The 21,938-nt window shown below is 63.6% G+C and carries 18 protein-coding genes and 1 pseudogene; 3 read left to right on the top strand and 16 right to left on the bottom strand.

Translation table 11 applies throughout. The annotated features are described in order from the left end of the window. Together LB525_RS27005 and LB525_RS27000 are read right to left on the bottom strand one after the other, a co-directional pair. A pseudogene (locus LB525_RS27005) lies at positions 1-527 on the bottom strand (hypothetical protein); the annotation flags it as partial. Positions 528-596: 69 nt separating this feature from the next. Next, on the bottom strand, positions 597-1,895 hold the full coding sequence (locus tag LB525_RS27000; RefSeq protein ID WP_224527997.1) for an adenylosuccinate synthase: 1,299 nt from the start codon (positions 1,893-1,895) through the stop codon (positions 597-599). A 321-nt stretch (positions 1,896-2,216) separates the two neighbouring features. Here LB525_RS27000 and LB525_RS26995 point away from each other — a divergent pair, with 321 nt between their 5' ends. Further along, positions 2,217-3,116: a DMT family transporter gene (locus LB525_RS26995; RefSeq protein ID WP_224549297.1), complete on the top strand. Its 900-nt coding sequence runs from the start codon at positions 2,217-2,219 to the stop codon at positions 3,114-3,116. A 94-nt stretch (positions 3,117-3,210) separates the two neighbouring features. Here the strand turns inward: LB525_RS26995 and serA are convergent, their stop codons facing one another. The 5 genes from serA to glmM form a co-directional block, all read right to left on the bottom strand. Further along, complete coding sequence (gene serA / locus LB525_RS26990; protein WP_224549294.1) at positions 3,211-4,812, bottom strand: phosphoglycerate dehydrogenase; 1,602 nt, start codon at positions 4,810-4,812, stop codon at positions 3,211-3,213. A 64-nt stretch (positions 4,813-4,876) separates the two neighbouring features. After that, positions 4,877-6,052, bottom strand: coding sequence for a phosphoserine transaminase (locus LB525_RS26985; RefSeq protein ID WP_224549292.1), 1,176 nt, complete (start codon positions 6,050-6,052; stop codon positions 4,877-4,879). Between the two features lie 194 nt (positions 6,053-6,246). Then, positions 6,247-7,032 carry an outer membrane protein gene (locus LB525_RS26980; RefSeq protein WP_095767289.1) on the bottom strand — a complete coding sequence of 262 codons (786 nt, stop codon included), beginning with the start codon at positions 7,030-7,032 and terminating at the stop codon, positions 6,247-6,249. A gap of 202 nt (positions 7,033-7,234) precedes the next feature. Next, a complete protein-coding gene (locus LB525_RS26975; protein ID WP_224549290.1) occupies positions 7,235-8,080 on the bottom strand; it encodes an outer membrane protein in 846 nt (281 codons plus the stop codon). Between the two features lie 219 nt (positions 8,081-8,299). Then, a complete protein-coding gene (gene glmM / locus LB525_RS26970; RefSeq protein ID WP_140841636.1) occupies positions 8,300-9,652 on the bottom strand; it encodes a phosphoglucosamine mutase in 1,353 nt (450 codons plus the stop codon). A gap of 367 nt (positions 9,653-10,019) precedes the next feature. Here glmM and LB525_RS26965 point away from each other — a divergent pair, with 367 nt between their 5' ends. Both LB525_RS26965 and LB525_RS26960 read left to right on the top strand, forming a co-directional pair. Beyond that, positions 10,020-10,868 (top strand): hypothetical protein, encoded by an 849-nt coding sequence (locus LB525_RS26965; RefSeq protein WP_224549289.1) that lies wholly within the window; start codon positions 10,020-10,022, stop codon positions 10,866-10,868. Between the two features lie 241 nt (positions 10,869-11,109). Continuing rightward, complete coding sequence (locus tag LB525_RS26960) at positions 11,110-11,568, top strand: hypothetical protein (RefSeq protein ID WP_224528015.1); 459 nt, start codon at positions 11,110-11,112, stop codon at positions 11,566-11,568. A gap of 196 nt (positions 11,569-11,764) precedes the next feature. Here LB525_RS26960 and ftsH read toward each other — a convergent pair whose 3' ends face one another. From ftsH to ybgC, 9 genes are all read right to left on the bottom strand, one after another. After that, positions 11,765-13,699: an ATP-dependent zinc metalloprotease FtsH gene (gene ftsH, locus LB525_RS26955; protein WP_095767284.1), complete on the bottom strand. Its 1,935-nt coding sequence runs from the start codon at positions 13,697-13,699 to the stop codon at positions 11,765-11,767. Between the two features lie 122 nt (positions 13,700-13,821). After that, positions 13,822-15,180 (bottom strand): tRNA lysidine(34) synthetase TilS, encoded by a 1,359-nt coding sequence (gene tilS, locus LB525_RS26950; protein WP_224549286.1) that lies wholly within the window; start codon positions 15,178-15,180, stop codon positions 13,822-13,824. After that, positions 15,174-16,328, bottom strand: coding sequence for a tol-pal system protein YbgF (gene ybgF / locus LB525_RS26945; RefSeq protein WP_224549284.1), 1,155 nt, complete (start codon positions 16,326-16,328; stop codon positions 15,174-15,176). Before ybgF ends, tilS begins: the two co-directional genes overlap by 7 nt. Before the next feature lie 232 nt (positions 16,329-16,560). Further along, positions 16,561-17,067 carry a peptidoglycan-associated lipoprotein Pal gene (pal, locus tag LB525_RS26940; protein WP_095767281.1) on the bottom strand — a complete coding sequence of 169 codons (507 nt, stop codon included), beginning with the start codon at positions 17,065-17,067 and terminating at the stop codon, positions 16,561-16,563. Positions 17,068-17,329: 262 nt separating this feature from the next. Then, positions 17,330-18,622, bottom strand: a complete 1,293-nt coding sequence (tolB, locus tag LB525_RS26935; protein WP_224528395.1) for a Tol-Pal system beta propeller repeat protein TolB — start codon at positions 18,620-18,622, stop codon at positions 17,330-17,332. Positions 18,623-18,690: 68 nt separating this feature from the next. After that, positions 18,691-19,845 (bottom strand): energy transducer TonB, encoded by a 1,155-nt coding sequence (locus LB525_RS26930; RefSeq protein WP_140841668.1) that lies wholly within the window; start codon positions 19,843-19,845, stop codon positions 18,691-18,693. A gap of 7 nt (positions 19,846-19,852) precedes the next feature. Next, positions 19,853-20,314 (bottom strand): protein TolR, encoded by a 462-nt coding sequence (gene tolR, locus LB525_RS26925; RefSeq protein ID WP_411909045.1) that lies wholly within the window; start codon positions 20,312-20,314, stop codon positions 19,853-19,855. A gap of 9 nt (positions 20,315-20,323) precedes the next feature. Continuing rightward, positions 20,324-21,034 carry a protein TolQ gene (gene tolQ / locus LB525_RS26920; protein ID WP_095767277.1) on the bottom strand — a complete coding sequence of 237 codons (711 nt, stop codon included), beginning with the start codon at positions 21,032-21,034 and terminating at the stop codon, positions 20,324-20,326. Between the two features lie 307 nt (positions 21,035-21,341). Then, the gene (ybgC, locus tag LB525_RS26915) at positions 21,342-21,815 is read right to left on the bottom strand and encodes a tol-pal system-associated acyl-CoA thioesterase (RefSeq protein WP_224549282.1); all 474 of its coding nucleotides are present in this window, start codon (positions 21,813-21,815) and stop codon (positions 21,342-21,344) included. Positions 21,816-21,938: the final 123 nt, after the last annotated feature.

Here is a 21,938-nt window from a genome sequence, read left to right as displayed (position 1 = left end):
GGCGGCGGCGCCTTCTGCCAGGCTGGCTCCGCCTTTGGCGCGGTCTGCCAGTTCGGCTCGGTCCTTGCCGTGTTCTGCCAGGCTGGCTCGTCCTTCGCAGGGGCTTGGCGCGGGGGTTCCGCCTTCGGCCCGCTTTGCCAGCTGGGTTCGGTCCTGGCGGGCGCGGGCGACGGCCTGAACGGCTCGGACTTGAACGGATCCGGCTTGGCGGGTTCCGGCGCCGCCGGCTGGCGGGAATGGCTCGGCTGGTTCTTGTTGCGGTCGATGGAGGAGAAAATATGCTCCAGCTCCGCCAGCGGATCCTCAGCCGGAACGCGTTTGACATACTCGCGCTCGACACTGGAAATGGCGTCTTCCAGCGAGCGCTTCTGCTTGCTGACGACATCGGGCGCAAGCGGCGGGGAATACTCGGCCAGTTTCTTTGCCAGCACGGCGCGGGCGCCGTCGTATATCTGCTTGCGCATCTCGAACGAAGGGTCGGCCTTCTTGTCGAGCTGCTTTTTCAGAACACTAACGAAATCTGCCATGCGTCAGGTGACCTGCATTCTTTTCCCGCCGGCCGCAAATCAGCCATAGCGCCGGGAAGGGCTGTGAAACTAGTCTTGAAATGGGTCGGTCACAAGTATTGTGTCGTCCCGCTCGGGGCTGGTGGAGAGCAACGCCACGGGGGCACCGATCAGCTCCTCGATATGGCGGACATATTTGACGGCTTGCGCCGGCAAATCGTTCCAGCTTCTGGCGCCGGCCGTGGTTCCCTTCCAGCCTTCGAGCGTCTCGTAGACGGGCTCGACCCGCGCTTGCGCGCCCTGGCTGGCCGGCAGGTAATCGATCGTCTCGCCGTCGAGGCGATAGCCCGTGCAGACCTTGATCTCGTCGAGCCCGTCGAGCACGTCGAGCTTGGTAAGAGCGATGCCCTTGATGCCGTTGACAGCGACCGCCTGGCGCACCAGCACGGCGTCGAACCAGCCGCAGCGGCGCTTGCGGCCGGTGACGACACCGAACTCGTGGCCGCGCGTGCCGAGGAACTCGCCGATCTCGTTCTTCTGCTCGGTCGGGAACGGCCCTTCGCCGACGCGCGTCGTATAGGCCTTGGTGATGCCGAGCACATAGCCGATGACGCCGGGGCCCACGCCCGAACCGGCTGCGGCCTGCCCGGCCACGGTGTTGGACGAGGTGACGAAGGGATAGGTGCCGTGGTCGATGTCGAGCAGCGTGCCCTGCGCGCCCTCGAACAGGATGCGTTCGCCGGCGCGGCGCCTGTCGTCGAGCACCTTCCAGACGCGGTCCATGTAAGGCAGGATCTCGGCGGCCACCGAGGTCAGTTCCTGCATGATCGCCTCATGCGTCGCTTCCGCATGACCGAGCCCGCGGCGCAGCGCATTGTGATGCGTCAGCAGCCTGTCGACCTTCAAGGGCAGCGTTTCCAGATCCGCCAAATCCATCACCCGCACCGCGCGCCGGCCCACCTTGTCCTCATAGGCGGGGCCGATGCCGCGTCGTGTCGTGCCAATCTTGGTTCCTGAATTCGAGGCTGCGTCTTCGCGCAATCCGTCCAGCTCCCGGTGCAGGGACAGGATAAGCGCGGTGTTTTCGGCTATTTTCAGGCGTTCCGGCGTGACCTCCACGCCCTGCTCCTTGAGCTTCTTGGCTTCGGCGACGAAGGCATGCGGATCGAACACCACGCCGTTGCCGATGATCGAAAGCTTGCCCTGTCTGACCACGCCGGAGGGCAGCAGCGACAGCTTGTAGACCTTGCCGTCGACGACCAGCGTGTGGCCGGCATTGTGGCCGCCCTGGAAGCGCACGACCACATCGGCCCGTTCCGACAGCCAGTCGACGATCTTGCCCTTGCCTTCGTCACCCCATTGCGAGCCGACGACCACCACATTGGCCATGTTCTTTTCCCTTGAAATGCCGCGCGGGCGGCCTGAAACGACAGGCCTCTATAGCGTCAAGCGGAGGCTGGCGCGACCCTTTCTTTGCCGCCGAAACCATCGTTGGAGCATGACCCGAACCGAAGGCCGGCGAACCCAAAAAGCGGGAACCGGCTTCCGCAAGTGACCACGCCCCTCAAGGACTTGGATCAAAATGACGCCAACGCCGAGACGTCAACCTGGTCCAGGCACAACAAATTCCGGCTTTCGCATCATTTACTTGGAGCCGCCGCCACTCTAGGCCGGGCCGAACCCTCGAGCACCCGCAGGGCCGGAATCTTCATGCACCGAGCCGCCTATCTGTTCCTTCTGTCGACCATGCTCTTGTGGGGCGGCAATTCGGTGGCGGGCAAGCTTGCCGTCGGCCATGTCTCGCCGATGACGCTGGTGTTCCTGCGCTGGGTGATGGCGGTGCTGATCCTGCTGCCCATCGGCTGGCGGACGCTGCGTGAGGATTGGCCCGAAGTGCGCAGGCACTGGAGGCTGCTTGCCGGGCTCGGCGCTTGCGGCTTCACCATCTTCAACGTCATCTTCTATACGGCGCTCAACTACACGACCGCCATCAATGTCTCGATCGAGCAGGCAGCCATCCCGATCGTCATCATTCTTGCCAATTTCGTGCTGTTCAGGCTGCGCGTGCAGCCTCTGCAGATCGTCGGCGTCGTGCTCACCATCGCCGGCGTCGCGCTGACGGCAAGTCATGGCGACCTCGGCCAGTTGCTGAAGCTCGAGCTCAATTTTGGCGACGCCATCATGCTTGTGGCGGTGCTTTGCTACAGCCTCTATTCGGTGGGACTGCGCCTCAGGCCGGCAATCCGCTGGCAAAGTTTCATGCTGGCGCTGTCGATTGCCGCGCTGCTGGTTTCCCTGCCCTTCTTCGTCTGGGAGGTCGCGTCTGGCCGCGTCATCGTGCCGGACGCCCGTGGCTGGGCGCTCACGCTCTACACGGCGCTTGGCGCTTCGGTCGTTTCGCAGGTCCTCTACATCAAGGGCAACGAATTGATCGGCGCCAACCGCGCCGGCCTGTTCATCAATCTGGTGCCTATCTTCGGCACGTTGCTTTCGGTGCTGATCGTCGGCGAGCAGTTTCAGGCGTATCAGGCCTTCGCGCTGGCGCTTGTCCTCGGCGGCATTGCGCTTGCCGAGTACAGCGGCAGCCGAGCAGCGCTGCAGACGGGGTGAATATCTCAACTTCCCGGCAAGCGGCCATCGGGTGACAGCCACCTCATGAATGCCCCGCCTGCTGGTGCAAGCGGGGCGTTTTCACGTCCGGACGTTACTCGCCGCCGACGTCGAAGCGCAGCCGCTTCGCCGAGTCGATCGACTTGTGCGCGCGTACCTGCTCCAGCACACTTTCCGGGAAGGGCGCATCGAGATAAAGCAGCGCGATCGCATCGCCGCCCGGTCGGTTGCGGCCGAGCTGGAAGTTGGCGATGTTGACGCCGTTCTCGCCGCACACGGTGCCAAGCAGGCCGATGATGCCGGGCGCGTCGGCATTGGTGGTGTAGAGCATGTGCTGGCCGACCTCGGCATCGAGATTGATGCCCTTGATCTGGATGAAGCGCGGCTTGTGGTCGGAGAAGCAGGTGCCGGCGATCGAGCGCGTCATATGCTCGGTCTTGACGGTGAGCTTGATATAGCCGTCGAACACGCCCGACTTGTCGCGCTTGACCTCGGCGACGATGATGCCGCGCTCCTTCACCATGATCGGCGCCGACACCATGTTGACGTCGGAGACCTGCGGCCGGATGAGTCCGGCAAGGGCAGCGCTCACCAGCGCGCGCGTGTTCATCGTCGCGGTCGAGCCGTCGAACAGGATCTCGACCTCCTTGATCGGATCCTCGGTGACCTGGCCGACAAAGGCGCCGAGCACTTCGGCAAGCTTGACGAAGGGTTTCAGCCGCGGCGCCTCCTCGGCTGTGATCGAAGGCATGTTGATGGCGTTGGAGACCGCGCCCTTGATCAGGTAGTCGCTCATCTGCTCTGCAACCTGCAGCGCGACATTCTCCTGCGCCTCGGTGGTAGAGGCGCCGAGATGCGGCGTTGCCACGACATTCTCCATGCCGAACAGCGGGTTGTTCTCGGCCGGCTCGACCTCGAACACGTCGATGCCGGCCCCGGCCACCTTGCCGCTCTTCAGCGCCGCGACCAGGTCCGCCTCGACGACCAATCCGCCGCGGGCGCAATTGATGATGCGCACGCCGTCCTTCATCTTGGCGATCGCCGCCGCGTCGATGATGTTGCGCGTCTTGTCGGTCAGCGGCGTGTGCAGCGTGATAAAGTCGGCGCGGGCGAAGAGCTCGTCGAGCTCGACTTTCTGGACGCCGAGCTCCTCGGCGCGGCTGTCGGACAGGAACGGATCGAAAGCGATCACATGCATCTTCAGCCCGACGCCGCGCGTGGCGACGATCGAGCCGATATTGCCGCAGCCGATCACGCCCAGCGTCTTGCTGGTGATCTCGACACCCATGAAGCGGTTCTTTTCCCACTTGCCGGAATGGGTCGAGGCATTAGCTTCCGGTATCTGCCGCGCCAGCGCGAAGATCATCGCCACCGCATGCTCGGCCGTGGTGATCGAATTGCCGAAGGGAGTGTTCATCACGATGATGCCCCTGCGGCTGGCGGCCGGGATGTCGACATTGTCGACGCCGATACCGGCGCGGCCGACGACCTTGAGCCTGGTTGCCGCATTGATCAGCTTCTCGGTGACCTTGGTCGCCGAGCGGATGGCGAGGCCGTCATACTGGCCGATCACCTCGGCGAGCTTTTCCTTGTCCTTGCCGAGATCGGGCAGATAGTCGACGTCGATGCCGCGATCCTTGAAGATCTGCACGGCGGTGGTGGAAAGTTTATCCGAAACGAGAACGCGGGGCGCCATTGCGGCCTCCTTGACGTGGGAATGGAAGTGTCGGGAAATGGCGGCCCGCGGGCCGCCATGAAACTCAGGCCGCTGCCTTGAGCGACGCTTTCTGCGTGGCGAAGGCCCAGTCGAGCCAGGGCAGCAGCGCTTCGAGATCGGCGGTCTCGACGGTCGCGCCGCACCAGATGCGCAGGCCGGGCGGGGCATCGCGGTAGGAGCCGATGTCGTAGGCGACGCCTTCCTTGTCGAGCGCGGACACGATCCCCTTAGCGAAAGCCGCCTGGCCGTCGGCGTCGAGCGCCGCCACGTCAGGATCGGTGAAGGAGAGGCAGACGGACGTGTTCGAGCGCGTTGCCGGGTCGACGGCGAGATGGCCGAGCCACGTCGACTTCTCAGCGAACCGGTCGAGCACCGCGGCATTCGCGTCCGCGCGGGCGATCAACGCTTCCAGGCCGCCGATCGACTTCGCCCAGCGGAGCGCATCGAGATAATCCTCCACGCACAGCATCGACGGCGTGTTGATGGTCTCGCCCTTGAAGATGCCCTCGATCAGCTTGCCGCCCGAGGTCAGGCGGAAGATCTTCGGCAGCGGCCAGGCCGGCTTGTAGGTCTCCAGCCGCTCGACGGCGCGGGGCGACAGGATCAGCATGCCATGCGCGCCCTCGCCGCCCAGCACCTTCTGCCAGGAGAAGGTGACGACATCGAGCTTCTCGAAATCGAGCCTTTGCGCGAAGGCGGCCGATGTCGCGTCGCAAATGGTCAGGCCCTTGCGGCTCGCGGGAATGAAATCGCCATTCGGCACGCGCACGCCCGAGGTCGTGCCGTTCCAGGTGAAGACGACGTCGCGGTCGAAATCGACCTGCGTCAGGTCGGGCAGTTCGCCGTAGCCGGCCTCGAACTTGCGCGTGTCGGCGAGCTTGAGCTGCTTGACGACATCCGTCACCCAGCCGGAGCCGAAGCTCTCCCAGGCGACCATGTCGACGCCGCGCTCGCCTAGCAGCGACCAGAGCGCCATCTCGACCGCGCCCGTGTCCGACGCCGGCACGATGCCGATGCGATAATCTGTGGGAACCTTGAGGATTTCGCGCGTTAGCTCGATAGCCTGCTCGAGCTTCGCCTTGCCGATCTTGGCGCGGTGCGAGCGCCCGAGCGCGGCGGCTTTCAGCGCCTCGACCGACCAGCCGGGGCGTTTTGCGCAGGGACCTGAAGAGAAATTGGGGTTTGCCGGACGGAGTCCGGGCTTGGTAAGCGTCGTCATCGTGGTCTATCCTTCCAGATAGTGGCCCCTCGTTGGGGAGGGGTGGCCCACGGACGGCGATATGCGCTCAGAGCTTCGGCGTCAAGAGCAAAGTTTTTGTCGCGGACGGGATATTCGCTCCAACTCGCGCTCGATCCGAAAGGAGAACGGCGGGCCCTTAGGACCCGCCGTCGAAACCTCTCAGCCTGCGTGGCTCACCAGAGATCGTAACGCAGCCCAAGCTTGATCTGATGATTGCTGATGCCCTTGTGGACAGGGAAGGAATTCAGGCTTGCGGCCGTGACATATTCGGCCTCGGGCGCGGAGAAATACTGATAGCCAAGGTCGATCAGAACATTCTTCGAGACCTGGTAGGCAAGGCCGGCGTTCAATGTGTAGGCCAAGGAATATTTTGTTTTGCTGCTGCGCCGAGAGAAGTCGTCGCTTGCATCCCCGTTGTCGGTGAAATAATCCGCCGAAAGACTGTATTTGCTTTGAACGATACCAATACCCGCGCCGATATAGGGCGTGATGCCGACATATGTGCCAAGATCGACATAGCCGTTCAATATGCCTGAGAAGGCATAGTTCTTGAGGTTTCCATCTCCCACGGTCGCCGTTGCCGGTGCCACCACGGTTGCTGTGTCGTCATAGCTGAAGCTGGCTTTGTTGCCGGGCAGGTAGCCGAGGTTGATGTCGGCGCGAAGGTAATCGTTGAAATGATATCCGAAGCCGATGCTCGCGAAATACGCGTCCTCGCTCTCGCTAAAACTTTCGCTGGCGATCGTCGACGGGAAGGTGAAATCCCCGTTCTTGAAGCTCTTGTTCGCCAGATACGAGACATCGCCGCGCAGGTACCAGCCCGAGCCGATCTCGACCGGCTGATAGTCCGGCGCCTGATCGACATAGATCGGCGGATCGTAATCGGCCGCAAGCGCCGGCGTCATCGGCAACAGGATGATTGCGGCAAGCGCTGACGCGATACGCGATCTTGATATCATGGTCCCCGGCTCCTGAAATTGGCGCCAGCCGCGAACGCGAGCGCCGTTTCAAGGAGCCATTGTTAACCATAGTGGTTAAGTGGCGGTTAAGGATAACGGCCGGTTATCGAATTGATTTCGATGGGATTTTACGGATGACGCGAAAGCGAAAGCCGCCCGGCGGGCGCCGGGCGGCTGACGAATTTCGGGATAATGAAGGCGATTACTTGGTGTAGATCGGTTCCGGTTCCGGCACGTAGGGCTCCGGCGGCGGGGCGCAATCGGACTGGCCGCCGAACTGGTAGCGGAGACCGCCGCGTACCTCATGCACGTTGATGCCACGGTCGTAGCCAGGGCCGACATTGCTGTCCGAAGCGTATTCGAACATCTTGCCGCCATTGATGTGGCTGTAGCGGTAGCCGACGTCCAGCTTGACGCGATCGGTCAGACAGTAGGAGGCGCCGGCCATAAGGGCATAGGCGAAGCGCCAGCCCTTGCCGCCGCGATGAAAGAAGTCTCCGTCGAGATCGCTGTTGTGAAGCGTGTCCCACTTGACCCAGGCGCCGCCGATGCCGGCGCCGACGTAAGGTGTAACCCCATGCCATGTGCCGATGTCGATATAGGCATTGGCCAACAGCAGCAGGGCCGAGTAGGAGGAAGTGTCGACAGAAGTACAAGGCACCCCGCCGGCGCAGAAGCCGTCGGTTGAGCCGCGGAAGTTCGATTTGCCCATCCAGTCGGCCGTGAGATCGGTGCGGAAATACTGGTTCACCTGGTAGCCGACGCCGGCGCCGGCAGATAACGCACCCTTGAGAGAACCGCTGGCGAAGCTGCCTTGGGTCTGAGGTGCGGCACCATAAGTGATGTAATCGCCGCCGCCGAAGCGCGACCAGTGATAGTCGATGTCGCCGCGGATGTACCAACCGCCTACATCGACGGGTTGCACTTCGGCGATGGGCGGCGGTGCCGGCTCGACGGGAAGCGGTTCCGCGAGATCGGCGGCGAGAGCCGGCCCGGCTATCCCCGCGAACAGCGCGGCAAGCAATGCCATTCTTGCTGTCTTGAACATTCTGTCACCCCTAAGAAGCCTCGGGACGACTCCCGCCCGAAGATGATTGACCTCGGGTTTGGATAATGAATTGCAAAGGTTAAAAGCCGTTTAACCGTACCGATTAACCACGAATCTATACAATTTTAGAGGGTAGGTCGTTGTCCGATCGGCCCGCCCGGCGACCAAAAGCCCGCCTGGCGGCGGGCTTGCGGATTTAGAGGAACTGCGGGACGGCGTTCAGGCGGCGCTGCGGGTGTCCTGCAGGATGCCGACGATATCGTTGACGACCGCTTCGACCAGCTGCGGATCATCGCCCTCGGCCATGACCCGGATGAGCGGCTCGGTGCCGGAGGGACGGATCACCAGGCGGCCGGCTTTGCCAAGCCGGTTGCGCGCATCCTCGATGGCCGCCTTGACCGGAGCTTCCTCCAGCGGCTTGCCGCCGGAGATGCGGACATTCTTCAGAAGCTGCGGCACCGGCTCAAACTTCTTCGACAATTCGCTGACCGGCCGGTTCTGCCGCTTGATGCAGGCCAGCACCTGCAGCGCCGAGACCAGGCCGTCGCCGGTGGTCGAGAAATCGGACAGCACGATATGGCCGGACTGCTCGCCGCCGACATTCAAGCCATGCGCGCGCATGTGCTCGACCACATAGCGGTCGCCGACCTTGGTGCGGTGCAGCTGCAGCTTCATGTCGCCAAGAAAGCGTTCCAGCCCGAGATTGGACATTACGGTGGAGACGACGCCGCCGCCGGCCAACCGCCCGCTCTGGTGCCAGGACTCGGCGATCAAGGCCATGATCTGGTCGCCGTCGACGATGGTGCCGTTCTCGTCGACGATCACCACCCGGTCGGCATCGCCGTCGAGCGCGATGCCGATATCGGCGCGCACCTCGTGCACCTTCTTCTGCAGGCCGGCCGGATGGGTCGAGCCGCACTCCTTGTTGATGTTGAAGCCGTTCGGCTCGACATTGATCGCCACCACCTCGGCGCCGAGCTCCCACAGCGCCTCGGGCGCCACCTTGTAGGACGCGCCGTTGGCGCAGTCGACGACGATCCTCAGCCCAGAAAGCGACATTGAGCGCGGCAGCGTGCGCTTGGCGAATTCGATATAGCGGTCATGCACGCCGTCGACGCGCTTGGCGCGGCCGAGCCCGTCGGAATCGGCGAGCGCCAGCTCGATGTCCTTGTCGAGCATGCCTTCGATGCGTTCCTCGATCTCGTCGGAAAGCTTGTAGCCGTCGGGACCGAACAGCTTGATGCCGTTGTCGTAGTAAGGATTGTGCGAGGCCGAGATCATCACGCCGATGTCGGCGCGCAGCGAGCGCACCAGCATGGCGACGGCGGGCGTCGGTATTGGGCCGAGCAGGAACACGTCCATCCCGGCGGCGCACAGGCCCGCCACCATGGCGTTCTCGATCATGTAGCCGGAAAGCCGCGTGTCCTTGCCGAGCACGACACGGTGTCGATGATTGCCGCGCTGGAAGGAGAGCCCGGCGGCCATGCCGACGCGCATGGCGACCTCGGCCGTCATCGGAAATTTATTGGCGCGTCCGCGGATACCGTCGGTGCCGAAATACTGACCTGCCATGTGTCTCAAGTCCCCGTCGGTTTTTCAGCCGCCCGTTTTGCCACAGATTGGGCCGCATCCGATCATCAAATTTCGTGATTGTATATTACCAATTCTTAGAAAAACATTGTAGCGGGCGATGCAAGCGATTCGACAGCCTGTCACCACCTTTGACGTGGCACCGCTATACCTGCCGGTGCGAGGCTTGTCGGCGCCCTGTTCCCGGCAAAGCCTGGCTGGCGGCGAACCGGCAGGCAATTCATCACCTTATCGCGAATAACACACTTTGTGAGAGCGCCTGTGCCGGAAGCATCTGGCGCAACCGGACATTGAGAGCTATTGATTTGGCATAGGGACACTTATTGGCGGCAGCAAGGGAGAAAACGCCATGCTTATTCATAGACTTGCAGCTTTGACGGGTATCGCCGTCGCAACCCTGTTCCTGGCGGCGCCGGCCAACGCGCTGACCATGGCCGAGTGCAGCACCAAGTATAACGCGGCCAAGGATGCGGGAACGCTCGCCGGCCAGACCTGGAACCAGTTCCGCAAGGCCCAGTGCGGCAGCGACGCCACCGCGACCGACACCAAGGCCGCGACCGATACGAAGGCCGCCGACACCAAGCCCGCCAAGAAGACGAAGGCGGCCGCCGCTGCCGACGACGCGGCCAAGGGCCTGAGCTCCAAGGAGTGCAGCACCAAATACCAGGCCGCAAAATCCGCCGGCACGCTCAACGGCATGAAGTGGAACGACTTCCGCAAGGCCGAGTGCGGCCCTGGCGCAACCGCTGCGGCTGCCACCGCCCCCGCCACCAAAACCGCCACGACGACCAAGACCTCGACCGCCGCTGCCGATGGCGGCAAGGGCCTGACCATGGCCGAGTGCAGCACCAAGTACCAGGCTGCGAAGACCGCCAACAAGCTGAACGGCATGAAATGGAACGACTTCCGCAAGGCCGAATGCGGCGCAGGTGCCGACGATGACGACACCGTGCCTGCGCCGACTGAGGCGACTTTCACGAAGGAACCGGCCAAGCCGACTGTGACGGCTCCGAAGGGCGTCACTTTCCCGGCCGCCATCTCGCCGAAATTCGCCAACGAGACCCCGGCCAAGGGCCGCATGCATACCTGCCTCGAGCAGTACTATGCCAACAAGGATGCCAACACGCTGAACGGCCTGAAGTGGATCCAGAAAGGCGGCGGCTTCTACAGCCTGTGCAACGCCAAGCTGAAGAGCTGATCGCCTAATTATTCGAAGGGAAAAGGCCCGCGCGTCGCAAGATGCGCGGGCCTTTTGTTGCAGGCGAAAACGCCCGCGGCCTTGCTCGCATCTGCATATGGCGGGACTGTCGGCATCGTCGATTTGCCCACACTGCCCATCGCCAGGTTTTGTCGGGAGCTCGCAAAGATTCCAGTTGAACATATATGGAACAAACAGTATACAAAAGGTGTCCAACTTATCATCAATCAGGAGGGTCTCAATGTTCAGTTTGAAATTGGCGGCGTTGGCTGTGACGGCATTGGTCGCTTGGAACGCCTCACCCGCGAGCGCGCTGACGATGAAGGAATGCAGCGAGACCTATCGGGCGGCCAAGGAAGGCGGCACTCTGAACGGCATGGACTGGGCCGCTTTCCGCAAGGAGAAATGCGCGACGTCCGCCGCGGAGAGCGTCAGCGCGGATCCGGTCACATCCGCGGAGCAGCAGAAAACGGAAACCAGCGCGGCGGTCGTCCCCACGGTAGCGCCGGCGGGCGTGACATTCCCAACCACCCTCGCCGCCGAGTTCAAGACCGAAAAGCCCGCCAAGGCCCGGATGAAGACCTGCCTGCAGGGTTACCACAACAACAAGGAAGCGGGTACGTTGAACGGCCTTCGCTGGATCCAGAAAGGCGGCGGTTACTACAGCCTCTGCAATGCGCGGCTGAAAGCTGAATCATAAAAATCAAATATGGCGGATAAAGCGGTTCACCGTTTTTCCCGCAGACGTTGAGCCATCATCCTCGGCAGTATCTGGGATCTGCTGTTGGGCGATATCTACGCGCCAGGACGAGGGAAGCCTTGCCTCGTCTCCAATGCAAACAAAAACGCCGCGGAGCAAGCCGCGGCGTTTCTCGATCAGTCTTTCGCGCACCACCTCAGCTTGACGGCTGCGGCTCCATGCCGCCTTCGGGCTCGGGGCCCTTCTTGCGGCGGCCGCCGGTGCCGGCCTTCGGCACGGCCGAGCCGCGGCTGGGCGGGGTGTCGTCGCCGAGGTCGCGGGCGGGCTTGTTGCCCGCGATCAGCTGCTTGATCTCGTCGCCGGACAGCGTCTCGTATTCGAGCAGTCCTTCGGCGAGCGCGATCCACTCCTTCTTCTTCTTGGTCAGGATGGTCTTGGCGGTCGAATAGGCGTCGTCGATCAGGCGCCGCACCTCGGCGTCGATGATCTGCGCCGTCTCTTCCGAGATGTTCTGGGTGCGCGCCACCGAATGGCCGAGGAAGACCTCTTCCTGGTTGTCGCCATAGGCGACGTGGCCGAGCTTGTCGGAGAAGCCCCAGCGCGTGACCATGGCGCGCGCCAGCTTGGTCGCCTGCTCGATATCGGAGGAGGCGCCCGACGTGATGTTCTCCTTGCCGAACTTGAACTCTTCGGCGACGCGGCCGCCCATCATGATCGCAAGCCGCGAGATCATGTACTTGTAGCTCATCGAATAGCGGTCGCCTTCCGGCAACTGCATGACCATGCCGAGCGCGCGGCCGCGCGGGATGATGGTTGCCTTGTGCAGCGGATCGGCCGACGGCACGTTGAGCGCCAGGATCGCGTGCCCGGCCTCGTGATAGGCGGTCAGCTCCTTCTCGGCCTGCGTCATCGCCGACGAGCGGCGCTCGGCGCCCATCATGATCTTGTCCTTGGCGTCCTCGAACTCGGCCATGGTGACGAGCCGCTTGTTGCGGCGCGCCGCCATCAGCGCGGATTCGTTGACGAGGTTCATCAGATCGGCGCCGGAAAAGCCCGGGGTGCCGCGCGCAACCACCTTGAGGTCGACATTGGGCGCCAGCGGCACGTTGCGCACATGCACCTTGAGGATCTTCTCGCGGCCGACGATATCGGGGTTCGGCACCACGACCTGGCGGTCGAAACGGCCGGGCCTCAGCAGCGCCGGGTCGAGCACGTCGGGCCGGTTGGTGGCGGCGATGAGGATGATGCTCTCGTTGGACTCGAAACCGTCCATCTCGACCAGCAGCTGGTTCAGCGTCTGCTCGCGTTCGTCATTGCCGCCGCCGAGCCCGGCGCCGCGATGGCGGCCGACCGCATCGATTTCGTCGATGAAGATGATGCAGGGCGCGTTCTTCTTGGCCTGGTCGAACATGTCGCGCACGCGGCTTGCGCCTACGCCGACGAACATCTCGACGAAATCCGAGCCGGAAATGGTGAAGAACGGCACGTTGGCTTCACCGGCGACCGAGCGGGCGAGCAGCGTCTTGCCGGTGCCGGGCGGGCCGACCAGGAGCACGCCGCGCGGGATCTTGCCGCCGAGGCGCTGGAACTTCTGCGGATCGCGCAGGAACTCGACGATTTCTTCGAGATCTTCCTTGGCCTCGTCGACGCCGGCGACGTCCTGGAAGGTGACGCGGCCATGCGCCTCGGTCAAAAGCTTGGCCTTCGACTTGCCGAAGCCCATGGCGCGCCCGGAGCCCGATTGCATCTGGCGCATGAAGAATATCCACACGCCGAGGATCAGGATCATCGGCAACCACGAGATCAGATAGCCGAACAGCGAATTGGAGCCGTCGGTCTCGGGCTTGGCGGTGATGGTGACGTTCTTGTCCTGCAGCCTGGAGACCAGCGACGGGTCGCCGGGCGAATAGGTCTGGAAGCCGTTGGCGTTGTCCGTGTAGTTGCCGAAGATGCGGGCGCCGGCGATGGTCACGCTTTTGACCCGGCCCGACGCGACGTCCTGCAGGAACTGCGAATAGGCGATATCCGTGGTGGCGCCGCGCGTCTGCGGCGTTTGGAAAAGATTGAACAGGGCTATGAGCAGGACCGCTATGATCGCCCAGAGCGCGAGGTTGCGATAATTCGGATTCATCTATTGTCCCGTTGGCGTCCGCGCGCGGACCCGCGATGATGGATTAGCTTGGGCCTAACATAGGGAGAGCGCCCCCCCTTGCCAAGCAGAACAGCACGTATCGGTTAAGCTTTCGCCCACCCTCAACCATCATCATGGCGGCGGAATGGCGGTGCCGGCAACGGCGGCGCGCCGACCAGGGCCGCCGCGGCGGCGGCGGGCTCGATGTCGAAGGACGGCAGGAAGCGCGCGAAAGGAGCCACCGCCGGAGCGATCGAGACCGATCGCGAGCCGGCATTGCCGCCCGCAAAACCAAGGCATTCGCCGGCGGACCACAGCGCGGGCTCGGCGGCAAGCGCGGCGCGCGAAAGGCTCGGCGGGATATCCTCGGTCAAGGGCGCTTTCCCGGCGGCGGCCGCCCCCAACGGCGCGATCACCAAGTCGCCAGGCCCGTCTTTCAAAGTGATGCGCCGCCGATTGTCCCAGAGCCGGTTGTGCTGCGGTGGCGCGGCTGCAGGCAGGTCGCGGTTCTCGCGCCGAAGGAAAATGCCGGTTCGTCGCGCGTCGATAACCGTCCGCGACAATGTGGCGCGAAACGGAGCGGACCGCAGGCGCGAATGCAGCGCAGCGCAGCGCGTCTCGTCGGCAAGAAACGAGACGCCGCCGATGGTGGCCAACAGGATGCGCAGCGCATGGATGGCGGCTTGGCCATCCTCATGTCCGGCAAACTTGCGATCGAGGCGGATGAGGCCCGGAACCGGCCTGGCGGCAAAGGCGTCGATGAGCATGGCGGCGCGGCGGCCGATTTCCCGGCGCTCGAGAGCCGCCTGGCCCGCCCGTGCCAGCGCCTGCGCGACACGCTGTTCGCCGTCGCCCTGAGCGAGCTTCGCCCGCACGCGCGGCCGCTCGAAGCGGGCATCGGCATTGGTCGGATCCTCGATCCAGCCGATGTCGCGAGCCCGCAGCATCTCGCGCAGTGCCGCGCGCCTTGTGCCAAGTAGCGGCCGGACGATCCATGTCCGCCAGTCGAACAGCGTGGCGGGCGCCATGCCGGCGAGGCCCCGGCCCTCATCGTCGCGCGCCTGCCGCATCAGCACCGTCTCGGCCTGGTCGTCGGCAGTGTGGCCGGTCAGGATCAGCTTGATGCCTTCGGCGCCGGCAGCTTCGGCAAGCAGCCGGTAGCGCGCCTCGCGCGCGGCGGCCGCCAGACCGGTCGCGGGCTTGTCGCCGCGCCAGGCAAGAATGCGATGCGCGATGCCGCGCTCGGCGCAGAAGCGTTGAACGAGCCGCGCCTCAGCGGCCGAGTCCGGCCTCAGGCCATGATCGACGGTCACCGCGAGCAGCCTGGTGGCCGATGCCGTCCGGTCGAGGTGATCTTTGAGGAGAAGGAGAAGGGCGGTCGAGTCGCTGCCGCCGGACACGGCAGCAATGGCGCCGGTCGAAAGATCCAGGTCGGAGAAAAGGCAGTCCAAAAGGTCAGGTTTGCTGTCGGGCGTCAGCACGACGCCAGGGCCCTTTCCTGCTTGATGCGTTCCTTGAGCGCGCCGGAAACATCGGGATAGCGTTTGCCGATTTCGCTGAAGGTGGCGCAGGCCACATCGTTCTGCTTCAGGCCGACCAGCGAAACGCCGAGCTTGAGCAGCATGTCGGGCGCCTTCTTCGCCTTCGGATAGTCCTTGCTGGCGGCGAGGAAGACTTCGGCCGCGTCACGGTATTTCTGCTGCCCGAGCAGCGACTCGCCTAGCCAGTAATGCGCATCAGCCGCCTTGGCGTCCTTGGGGAAGCGGGAAATATGGTCGCGAAAACCCTGCTCGGCGGTCGGATAATCGCCCGACAGGATGAATTGGTAGGAATTGCGATAGAGCTCGTCGGGATTGTTGGTCGACGGCAGTGCCGCCACTTCGGTGCCGCCGGACTTGCTCTTCTTGGCCGGCGTTTCGGCGGAAGGAGCGTTTGCCGTGGCCGCGGGAGCCTCCGCCGGCGCGCTGGCCTGCGGGCCGGTCTCGGCATTGACCACGTTGCCGTTCTTGTCGACGGTGATGGTGCCGAAATTCTTCGGCGGCGCGCCGGTGATCAGCTTGCCGGGATCGCCGGTCTGCGATTCCACGATGACGTCGCCAACGCTTTTGCCGCCGTTTTGCGCGCCGGTGCCGGCCGGCGCCTGCGTCGCCGGGGCCTGGGCGACGCTATTGTCGGCTCCGGCGTCGCCGGTGCCGGATTGACCGGTGCCGGCATCGCCGAGATTGGTGTTGCCGTTATTGTTGTCCTGGGGCGCGGCTTCCGATTTCTTCTGCCCGGCCGGCTTGGCGCCTCCTTGGCCCTCGAGCTGCTGGAAACGGAACTCATTGTCTTCCTGCTGCTTGCGGATCTGTTCCTGCATCTGCAGGATCTGGAAATTCATCTCCTCGATCTTGCCGTTCAGCTGGCGCAGTTGGTCTTCCAGACCAGTCACGCCGGCGCCGCCCTCCTGTTGCGCGACCTGCGCCTGTTCCGGCTTCTTCTTTTCGCCGAAGATGCCGAGCGTAGGCAGATGGAAGGTGAACCCGCTGTCGGGCGCCGGCCCGGCGCTGTCGGCCGGCGCGGCAAGGCTTGGGAGGCATGATACGAGCAGCAGCGCAAGCGTGCCGCTCAGGACCGTTCTGAAGTGCATTCTGTCTCTCGCGGTGGGTGTTGGCCTGATGCGCCTTTCCAAATCAAACAAGGGAGGAAGCGCCCTCGCGCTCATAGCAGGACGCGAGACTTCGGCCAAATTTTGTTTCGGTTTCTTGCAAAGGAAAAAGGCGGCCCTGAGGCCGCCTTTCATTTTTTGAATGTTGTATTTTTGTCGCCTGGGACGCCGAGCGCCGTTACCGAAAATCGACCCCGATCTTCGGTACCATGCGTCAGGAGCCGGCGCCGGAAAGCGTGGTGACGGCGCGGCGGTTCTGCGACCAGCAGGAGATGTCGTCGCAGACCGCGACCGGACGCTCCTTGCCGTAAGAGATCGTCTTCAGGCGGCCGGCGGAGACGCCCTTGGAGACCAGGAAATCGCGGGTGGCGGCGGCGCGGCGGGCGCCCAGTGCCAGATTGTACTCACGCGTGCCGCGCTCGTCGGCATGGCCTTCGATGACGATCGCATACTGGCGATATTGGTTCAGCCATTGCGCCTGGCGGGCCAGCGTGGTCTGCGCGTCGGCGCGGATCGACGAGGAATCGGTGTCGAAGAAGATGCGGTCGCCGATGTTGACGGTGAAGTCCTGCGCCGAACCGGGCGTCGCGGCGCCGGCACCGTTGAGGCCGAGGTCAGCCGCGCTGTTCGGGGTCTTCTTCGAGGCGCAACCGGTAATGGCGAGCGCCATCACGAGAGCGATCATCGCTGGGTTTCTGGTAAGTGCTGCGATACGGCCCATGCCGCCTCTCCTTCGCATATGAGTGATTTCGTTGATCACCCAGTAACCACGTTTGGGTTAACCGGCATTCAAGAAACACGGTTAATTTTTGGTTTCGAGCCGCCCCCGCGGCTCTTCTCGTCCCACGCATTTACCAAGGGCAAGACTGCGCGCGGACCCTAGGCAGAAATGCGGCCAAAACGCGACCAAGGGGGAAAGCAGGATTTTGAGCCGCCCGCTTTCTTCATTTCTTCAATTCTTCAATTCCCCCGTTCCCCGCCCCTCACTCAAGCAACGGCGACCAAGCCGGGTCCGAAGCATAGTTCGCCGTCGGAATCTGCTGCTCGTTGCGGCCGGTGAGATCGACCGAGACCAGCTTGGGGCCGCCGGCGGAGTCGCGGAAGAACATCAGCACGCGGCCGTTCGGCGCCCAGGTCGGACCCTCCTGCTGGAAGCCGGAGGACAGGATGCGCTCGCCCGAGCCGTCGGTCTTCATGACGCCGATCTGGAACTCGCCGCCGCTCTGCTTGGTGAAGGCGATGAGGTCGCCGCGCGGCGACCAGACGGGGGTCGAATAGACGCCGTCGCCGAAGGATATGCGGTGCGGATTGGAGCCGTCCGCGCCCATGACGTAGATCTGCGAACGGCCGCTGCCGCCGCCGCGGTCGGAGGTGAAGACGATCTGCGAGCCGTCCGGCGAATAGGAGGGAGAAGTGTCGATCGCGGTCGAATCGGTGAGCCGCGTCGTCGAGCGGCTCCTCAGATCCATGGCGAAGATGTTGGAGTTGCCGTCGTCGCGCAGCAGGCTCATGATCACCTTCTGGCCGTCGGGCGAGAAGCGCGGTGCGAAGGTCATGCCGGGGAAGTTGCCCACCAGCTCGCGCTGTCCGGTCTCGATCTGCAGCAGATACACTTTCGGCTGCCCGCTTTCATAGGACATGTAGGTGATTTCCTGCCGGTTCGGCGAAAAACGCGGCGTCAGAACGATCGCGCGGCCGTCCGACAGGTAGCGTATATTGGCGCCGTCCTGGTCCATGATGGCGAGCCGCTTCTTGCGGGCGTTCTTGGCGCCGGACTCGTCGACGAAGACCACGCGCGTGTCGAAATAGCCCTTTTCGCCGGTGATCCGCTCATAGATGGCGTCGGCGATGATATGGGCGACGCGCCTGGTGTTGGCGTCGTTGGCGAAGAACTGCTCGCCCGCCATCTGCTGGCCCGCAAACGTATCCCACAACCGGTACTGGGCGCGGATGCGGCCGTCGGCTTCCTTGCCGACGCTGCCGGTGACCAGCGCCTGCGCGTTGATCACCTTCCAGTCGTCGAAGCGCGGCGTGGCGTCCGGACCGGAAATCTTTTCGATGAACGCGCTCTTGTCGATCGGCGCGAACAGGCCGGAGCGCTTCAGGTCGGCGGTGACGATCTCGGTGATCTGCGCGCCCAGCGCATCATTCGACTGAAAATCCGTGATGGCGATCGGTAGCGGTTCGACATTGCCCTTGTTGACGTTGATCTCGACGAGAGCCCATGCCGGCGCGGCCGCGCCAACGATAGAACCCAGTGCAATTGTCGCGACCATCAGGAGCGGCTTGAGGGTGAATTTCATATCTTCTCGCTTCTCTTCGCTGATTGTGCGGAGGGCAGGCCTCAGAGGCCAAGCATTTCCCTCGGATCGAAAGTGACCTTGATCTGCGCCCAGATGTCCTGTTTTCCGGGAGGAACCTGCAGGCCGGCCATGTTGCATTTCTGGATAGCGCGCACCGCGCTTTCGTCGACCTGGCGGTTTCCGCTCGATTTCTCGACGACAGGCCGGCCGTCCAGCTTGCCTGAGGCGTCGAGATTGAACGAGATCACGGCGATGAGATCGTCCGAGGCTTCCATGCCCGCCGGGAAGGTCCAGCAACCCGCAAGCTGATCGCGCAGGGCCCCTTCCTCCGACTTCGACAGCTTCTGGCCCTGGTCCTTTTCGCCGCCCAGCGAAGCCTGCTGCGTCGAGCGCTTCGCGCCGCCGCCGGACGGCTTCTGCTTGTCCAGCAGGGCGGAAATCTCATCGGCATTGAACTGCTTGTCGTCCGACTTCGGCTTGGAAGACGCTTCCTTCACCGGCTTGTCGGCGTCCTTGCGGTCCGGCGCCTTGGCGCTTTCGGCCTGGGCCGGCTGCGGCTTCGGCCGCGCTTCCGGCGCAGGCGCGGAGTCCGGAAGCTTGGCCTCGTCGGTGGGTTGCTGCTGGGCGATCGCCTCGGCGACGGCGTCGGGCTTCACCTCGTCCTTCGAAATAGCGGCGGTCGTGTCCTTCGGCGGCGTCGGTGTCGGCTGCTTGGCCGGCGCCGGCTTGGGCTCCGTCTGCTTGACCGGCTCGGGCTTGACCTCTTCCTTCGGCGTCGGCGTCGGCGCAACTTCCGTCGCCGGGGTCGGCTTCGGCTTTTCCTGCGGCTTCGGCACGTCCTCGACCGCCGGCTTCTCGGTCGGCGTCGGCGCGGGCGGCGGCGCCGCCGTCTTCTCGACCGGCTTCGGCTTGGCTTCGTCCGTCACCGGCTTGTCGGTATCGACGGTGTTCTCGCCGACCTTCTGTGCATTGGGCACGACGTCCGGCCGCTTGGTCGGCAGCGGCGCCGGTTTTTCATGCATCACCGACTTCTTGTCACCCTGCAGCGTCTGCGGCACGGCTTCCATAGGCACAATGTCGACCGCCACCGACTCCACGTCGGCCGCGGGCATGGCAGGTGGCGACGACAGCGTGAACAGCCCGAAGGCCAGCGCCACCGTATGCAAGATCACCGATGAGGTGAGGCCGGTCCGCATTTGGCGTCTACTGATCCTGTTCCTGCAGCGAGACCAGGCCGATATTCTTGTAGCCGGCCGCCGAAATGCGGGCCATCACCTTCATTGCCGTGCCGTAATCGGTCGACTTGTCGCCGCGGATGAAGATGCGTTCGTCGTAACCGGTCTTCGAGATCGCCTGCAGCTTGGCTACCAGCTCCTCGATCGGGATCTCGGTCTCCTGCAGGAAAATCTTGCCCGTCGAGTCGATCGAGACGGTGATCGGCTGCGTGTCGACATTCATCGCCTTGGCCTGCGTGTCCGGCAGGTCGATCGGAACCCCGACGGTGAGCAGCGGCGCCGCGACCATGAAGATGATCAACAGCACCAGCATCACGTCGACCATCGGCGTGACGTTGATTTCGGACATCAGGGCATGGTGACGGCCGCGCCGCCTATGGCCGCGTCCGCCTCGCCCCGAGCCACTTGCGCCTGCAGCAGACATCCCCATGATCGATCCTCAGCCCTTCTGCGCTACTTTTTCATCGATTTGGCGCGAGAGTATGGCGGAGAACTCGTCCGCGAAGCCTTCCATGCGCATGCCGATCTTGTTCGCGTCCGATGACAGCTTGTTGTAGGCGATGACCGCGGGAATGGCCGCGAGCAGGCCGATCGCGGTGGCGAGCAGCGCCTCGGCGATACCGGGCGCCACAACCGAAAGGCTGGTGTTCTTCGAGGCGGCGATCGCCTGGAACGACGTCATGATGCCGATGACGGTGCCGAACAGCCCGATGAAGGGTGCGGCCGAGCCGGTGGTGGCGAGGAAGCCGAGCCGACCTTCCAGCTTCTCCATCTCGCGCGTCAGCGCCAGGTCCATCGCCTTGTCGATGCGGGTCTGCAGCGCCAGCGCCGATTTCGCGCCCTTTTCGAAACTCTTCTTCCATTCGCGCATGGCGGCGACGAAGATCGCGCCCATCCCCGTGGTCTTGCGATCGGCCAGCGTGCGGTAGAGATCCTCCAGCGACTGGCCCGACCAGAACACCTGCTCGAAGCGGTTGAGCGCCAGCCGCATGCGGCTATAGGCGACGAGCTTGTCGATGATGATCGCCCAGGTCCAGATCGAGGCGCAGAGCAGGCCGATCATGACCAGCTTGACCACCCAGCCGGCCTGCATGAATAGGGCCCAGAGCGACAGATGCGCGCCCGGTTCGGCGAGTGCGATATTTTCCATGACTTACGTCCTTAAGATTTTCCGGGCATCGCTGGCGGCTGGCCCATGGGCATTCCTTTGGTCCGATCGCGCGAAGCTAGAAGCTTGCGGGATAGCCCCGAATGCACCGTTTCGCGGCCTTTTCGAGGCAAATATTGGTGAAAGGAAGGCGCACGGATTGCGCCAATCTTCGCCAATTCCTTCATGAACCGTTATGGTTAAGGATGGGTTAGGGGATCAGGCGCGGCGCATTGCCGCGCATGGCTGGGGTCGCCGGCAACCGGAGCCGTCCGGTTGAAGCCTTCAAGATGGGCCTCGCGTGGAAGCTTCAGGCTTTTGCCTTCGGCATGAAAGCCGCGATCCATTGCTTTGGGAAACGCTTTGGCCGGCCGCTTTCGCCGACGATCGCCGCTTCGACCTTGGCCTCGACCAGCACATCGCCGCCACGCTTCAATTGCTGGCCCATGAAGATGCGGGCGCCGGAAATATCGTCGGTGCGCGTGTCGATGGTGAGGATATCGTCCATACGCGCCGGCGAACGGAAGTCGATCTCCATGCGCCGCACCACCCAGACGATGCGCTCGCCATGCTTGCCGTCCAGGAGTTCGGTGTGGTGGACGCCGGTCAGTCTCAGATAGTCGGAGCGCCCGCGTTCGAGGAATTCGAGATAGCGCGCATGGTAGACGACGCCGGAGAAATCCGTGTCGGCATAATAGACCCTCGCCATCAGCCGGTGGCCGAAGTCCGTCAGCGCGCCGGAAAGCCCGGCGCCGAGCGCCGCCGATTCACCATGATCGTCCATCGCGCTTTCCTTTTCAGGCCCGAACAGGCACCTAAAGCCCTCGGACTTTAGGCATTTTTCTGTGCGTGTCGTTGTCCCAAAAACCGCTGCGCACTTTTGGGCGATACGCACTGTTTTCGCGCG

It is taken from the genome of Mesorhizobium sp. CA16, from assembly GCF_020165175.1.
GTDB lineage: Bacteria > Pseudomonadota > Alphaproteobacteria > Rhizobiales > Rhizobiaceae > Mesorhizobium.
Note: the sequence above shows the minus strand (reverse complement) of the source record. Positions and strands in the feature narration are given on the sequence as shown.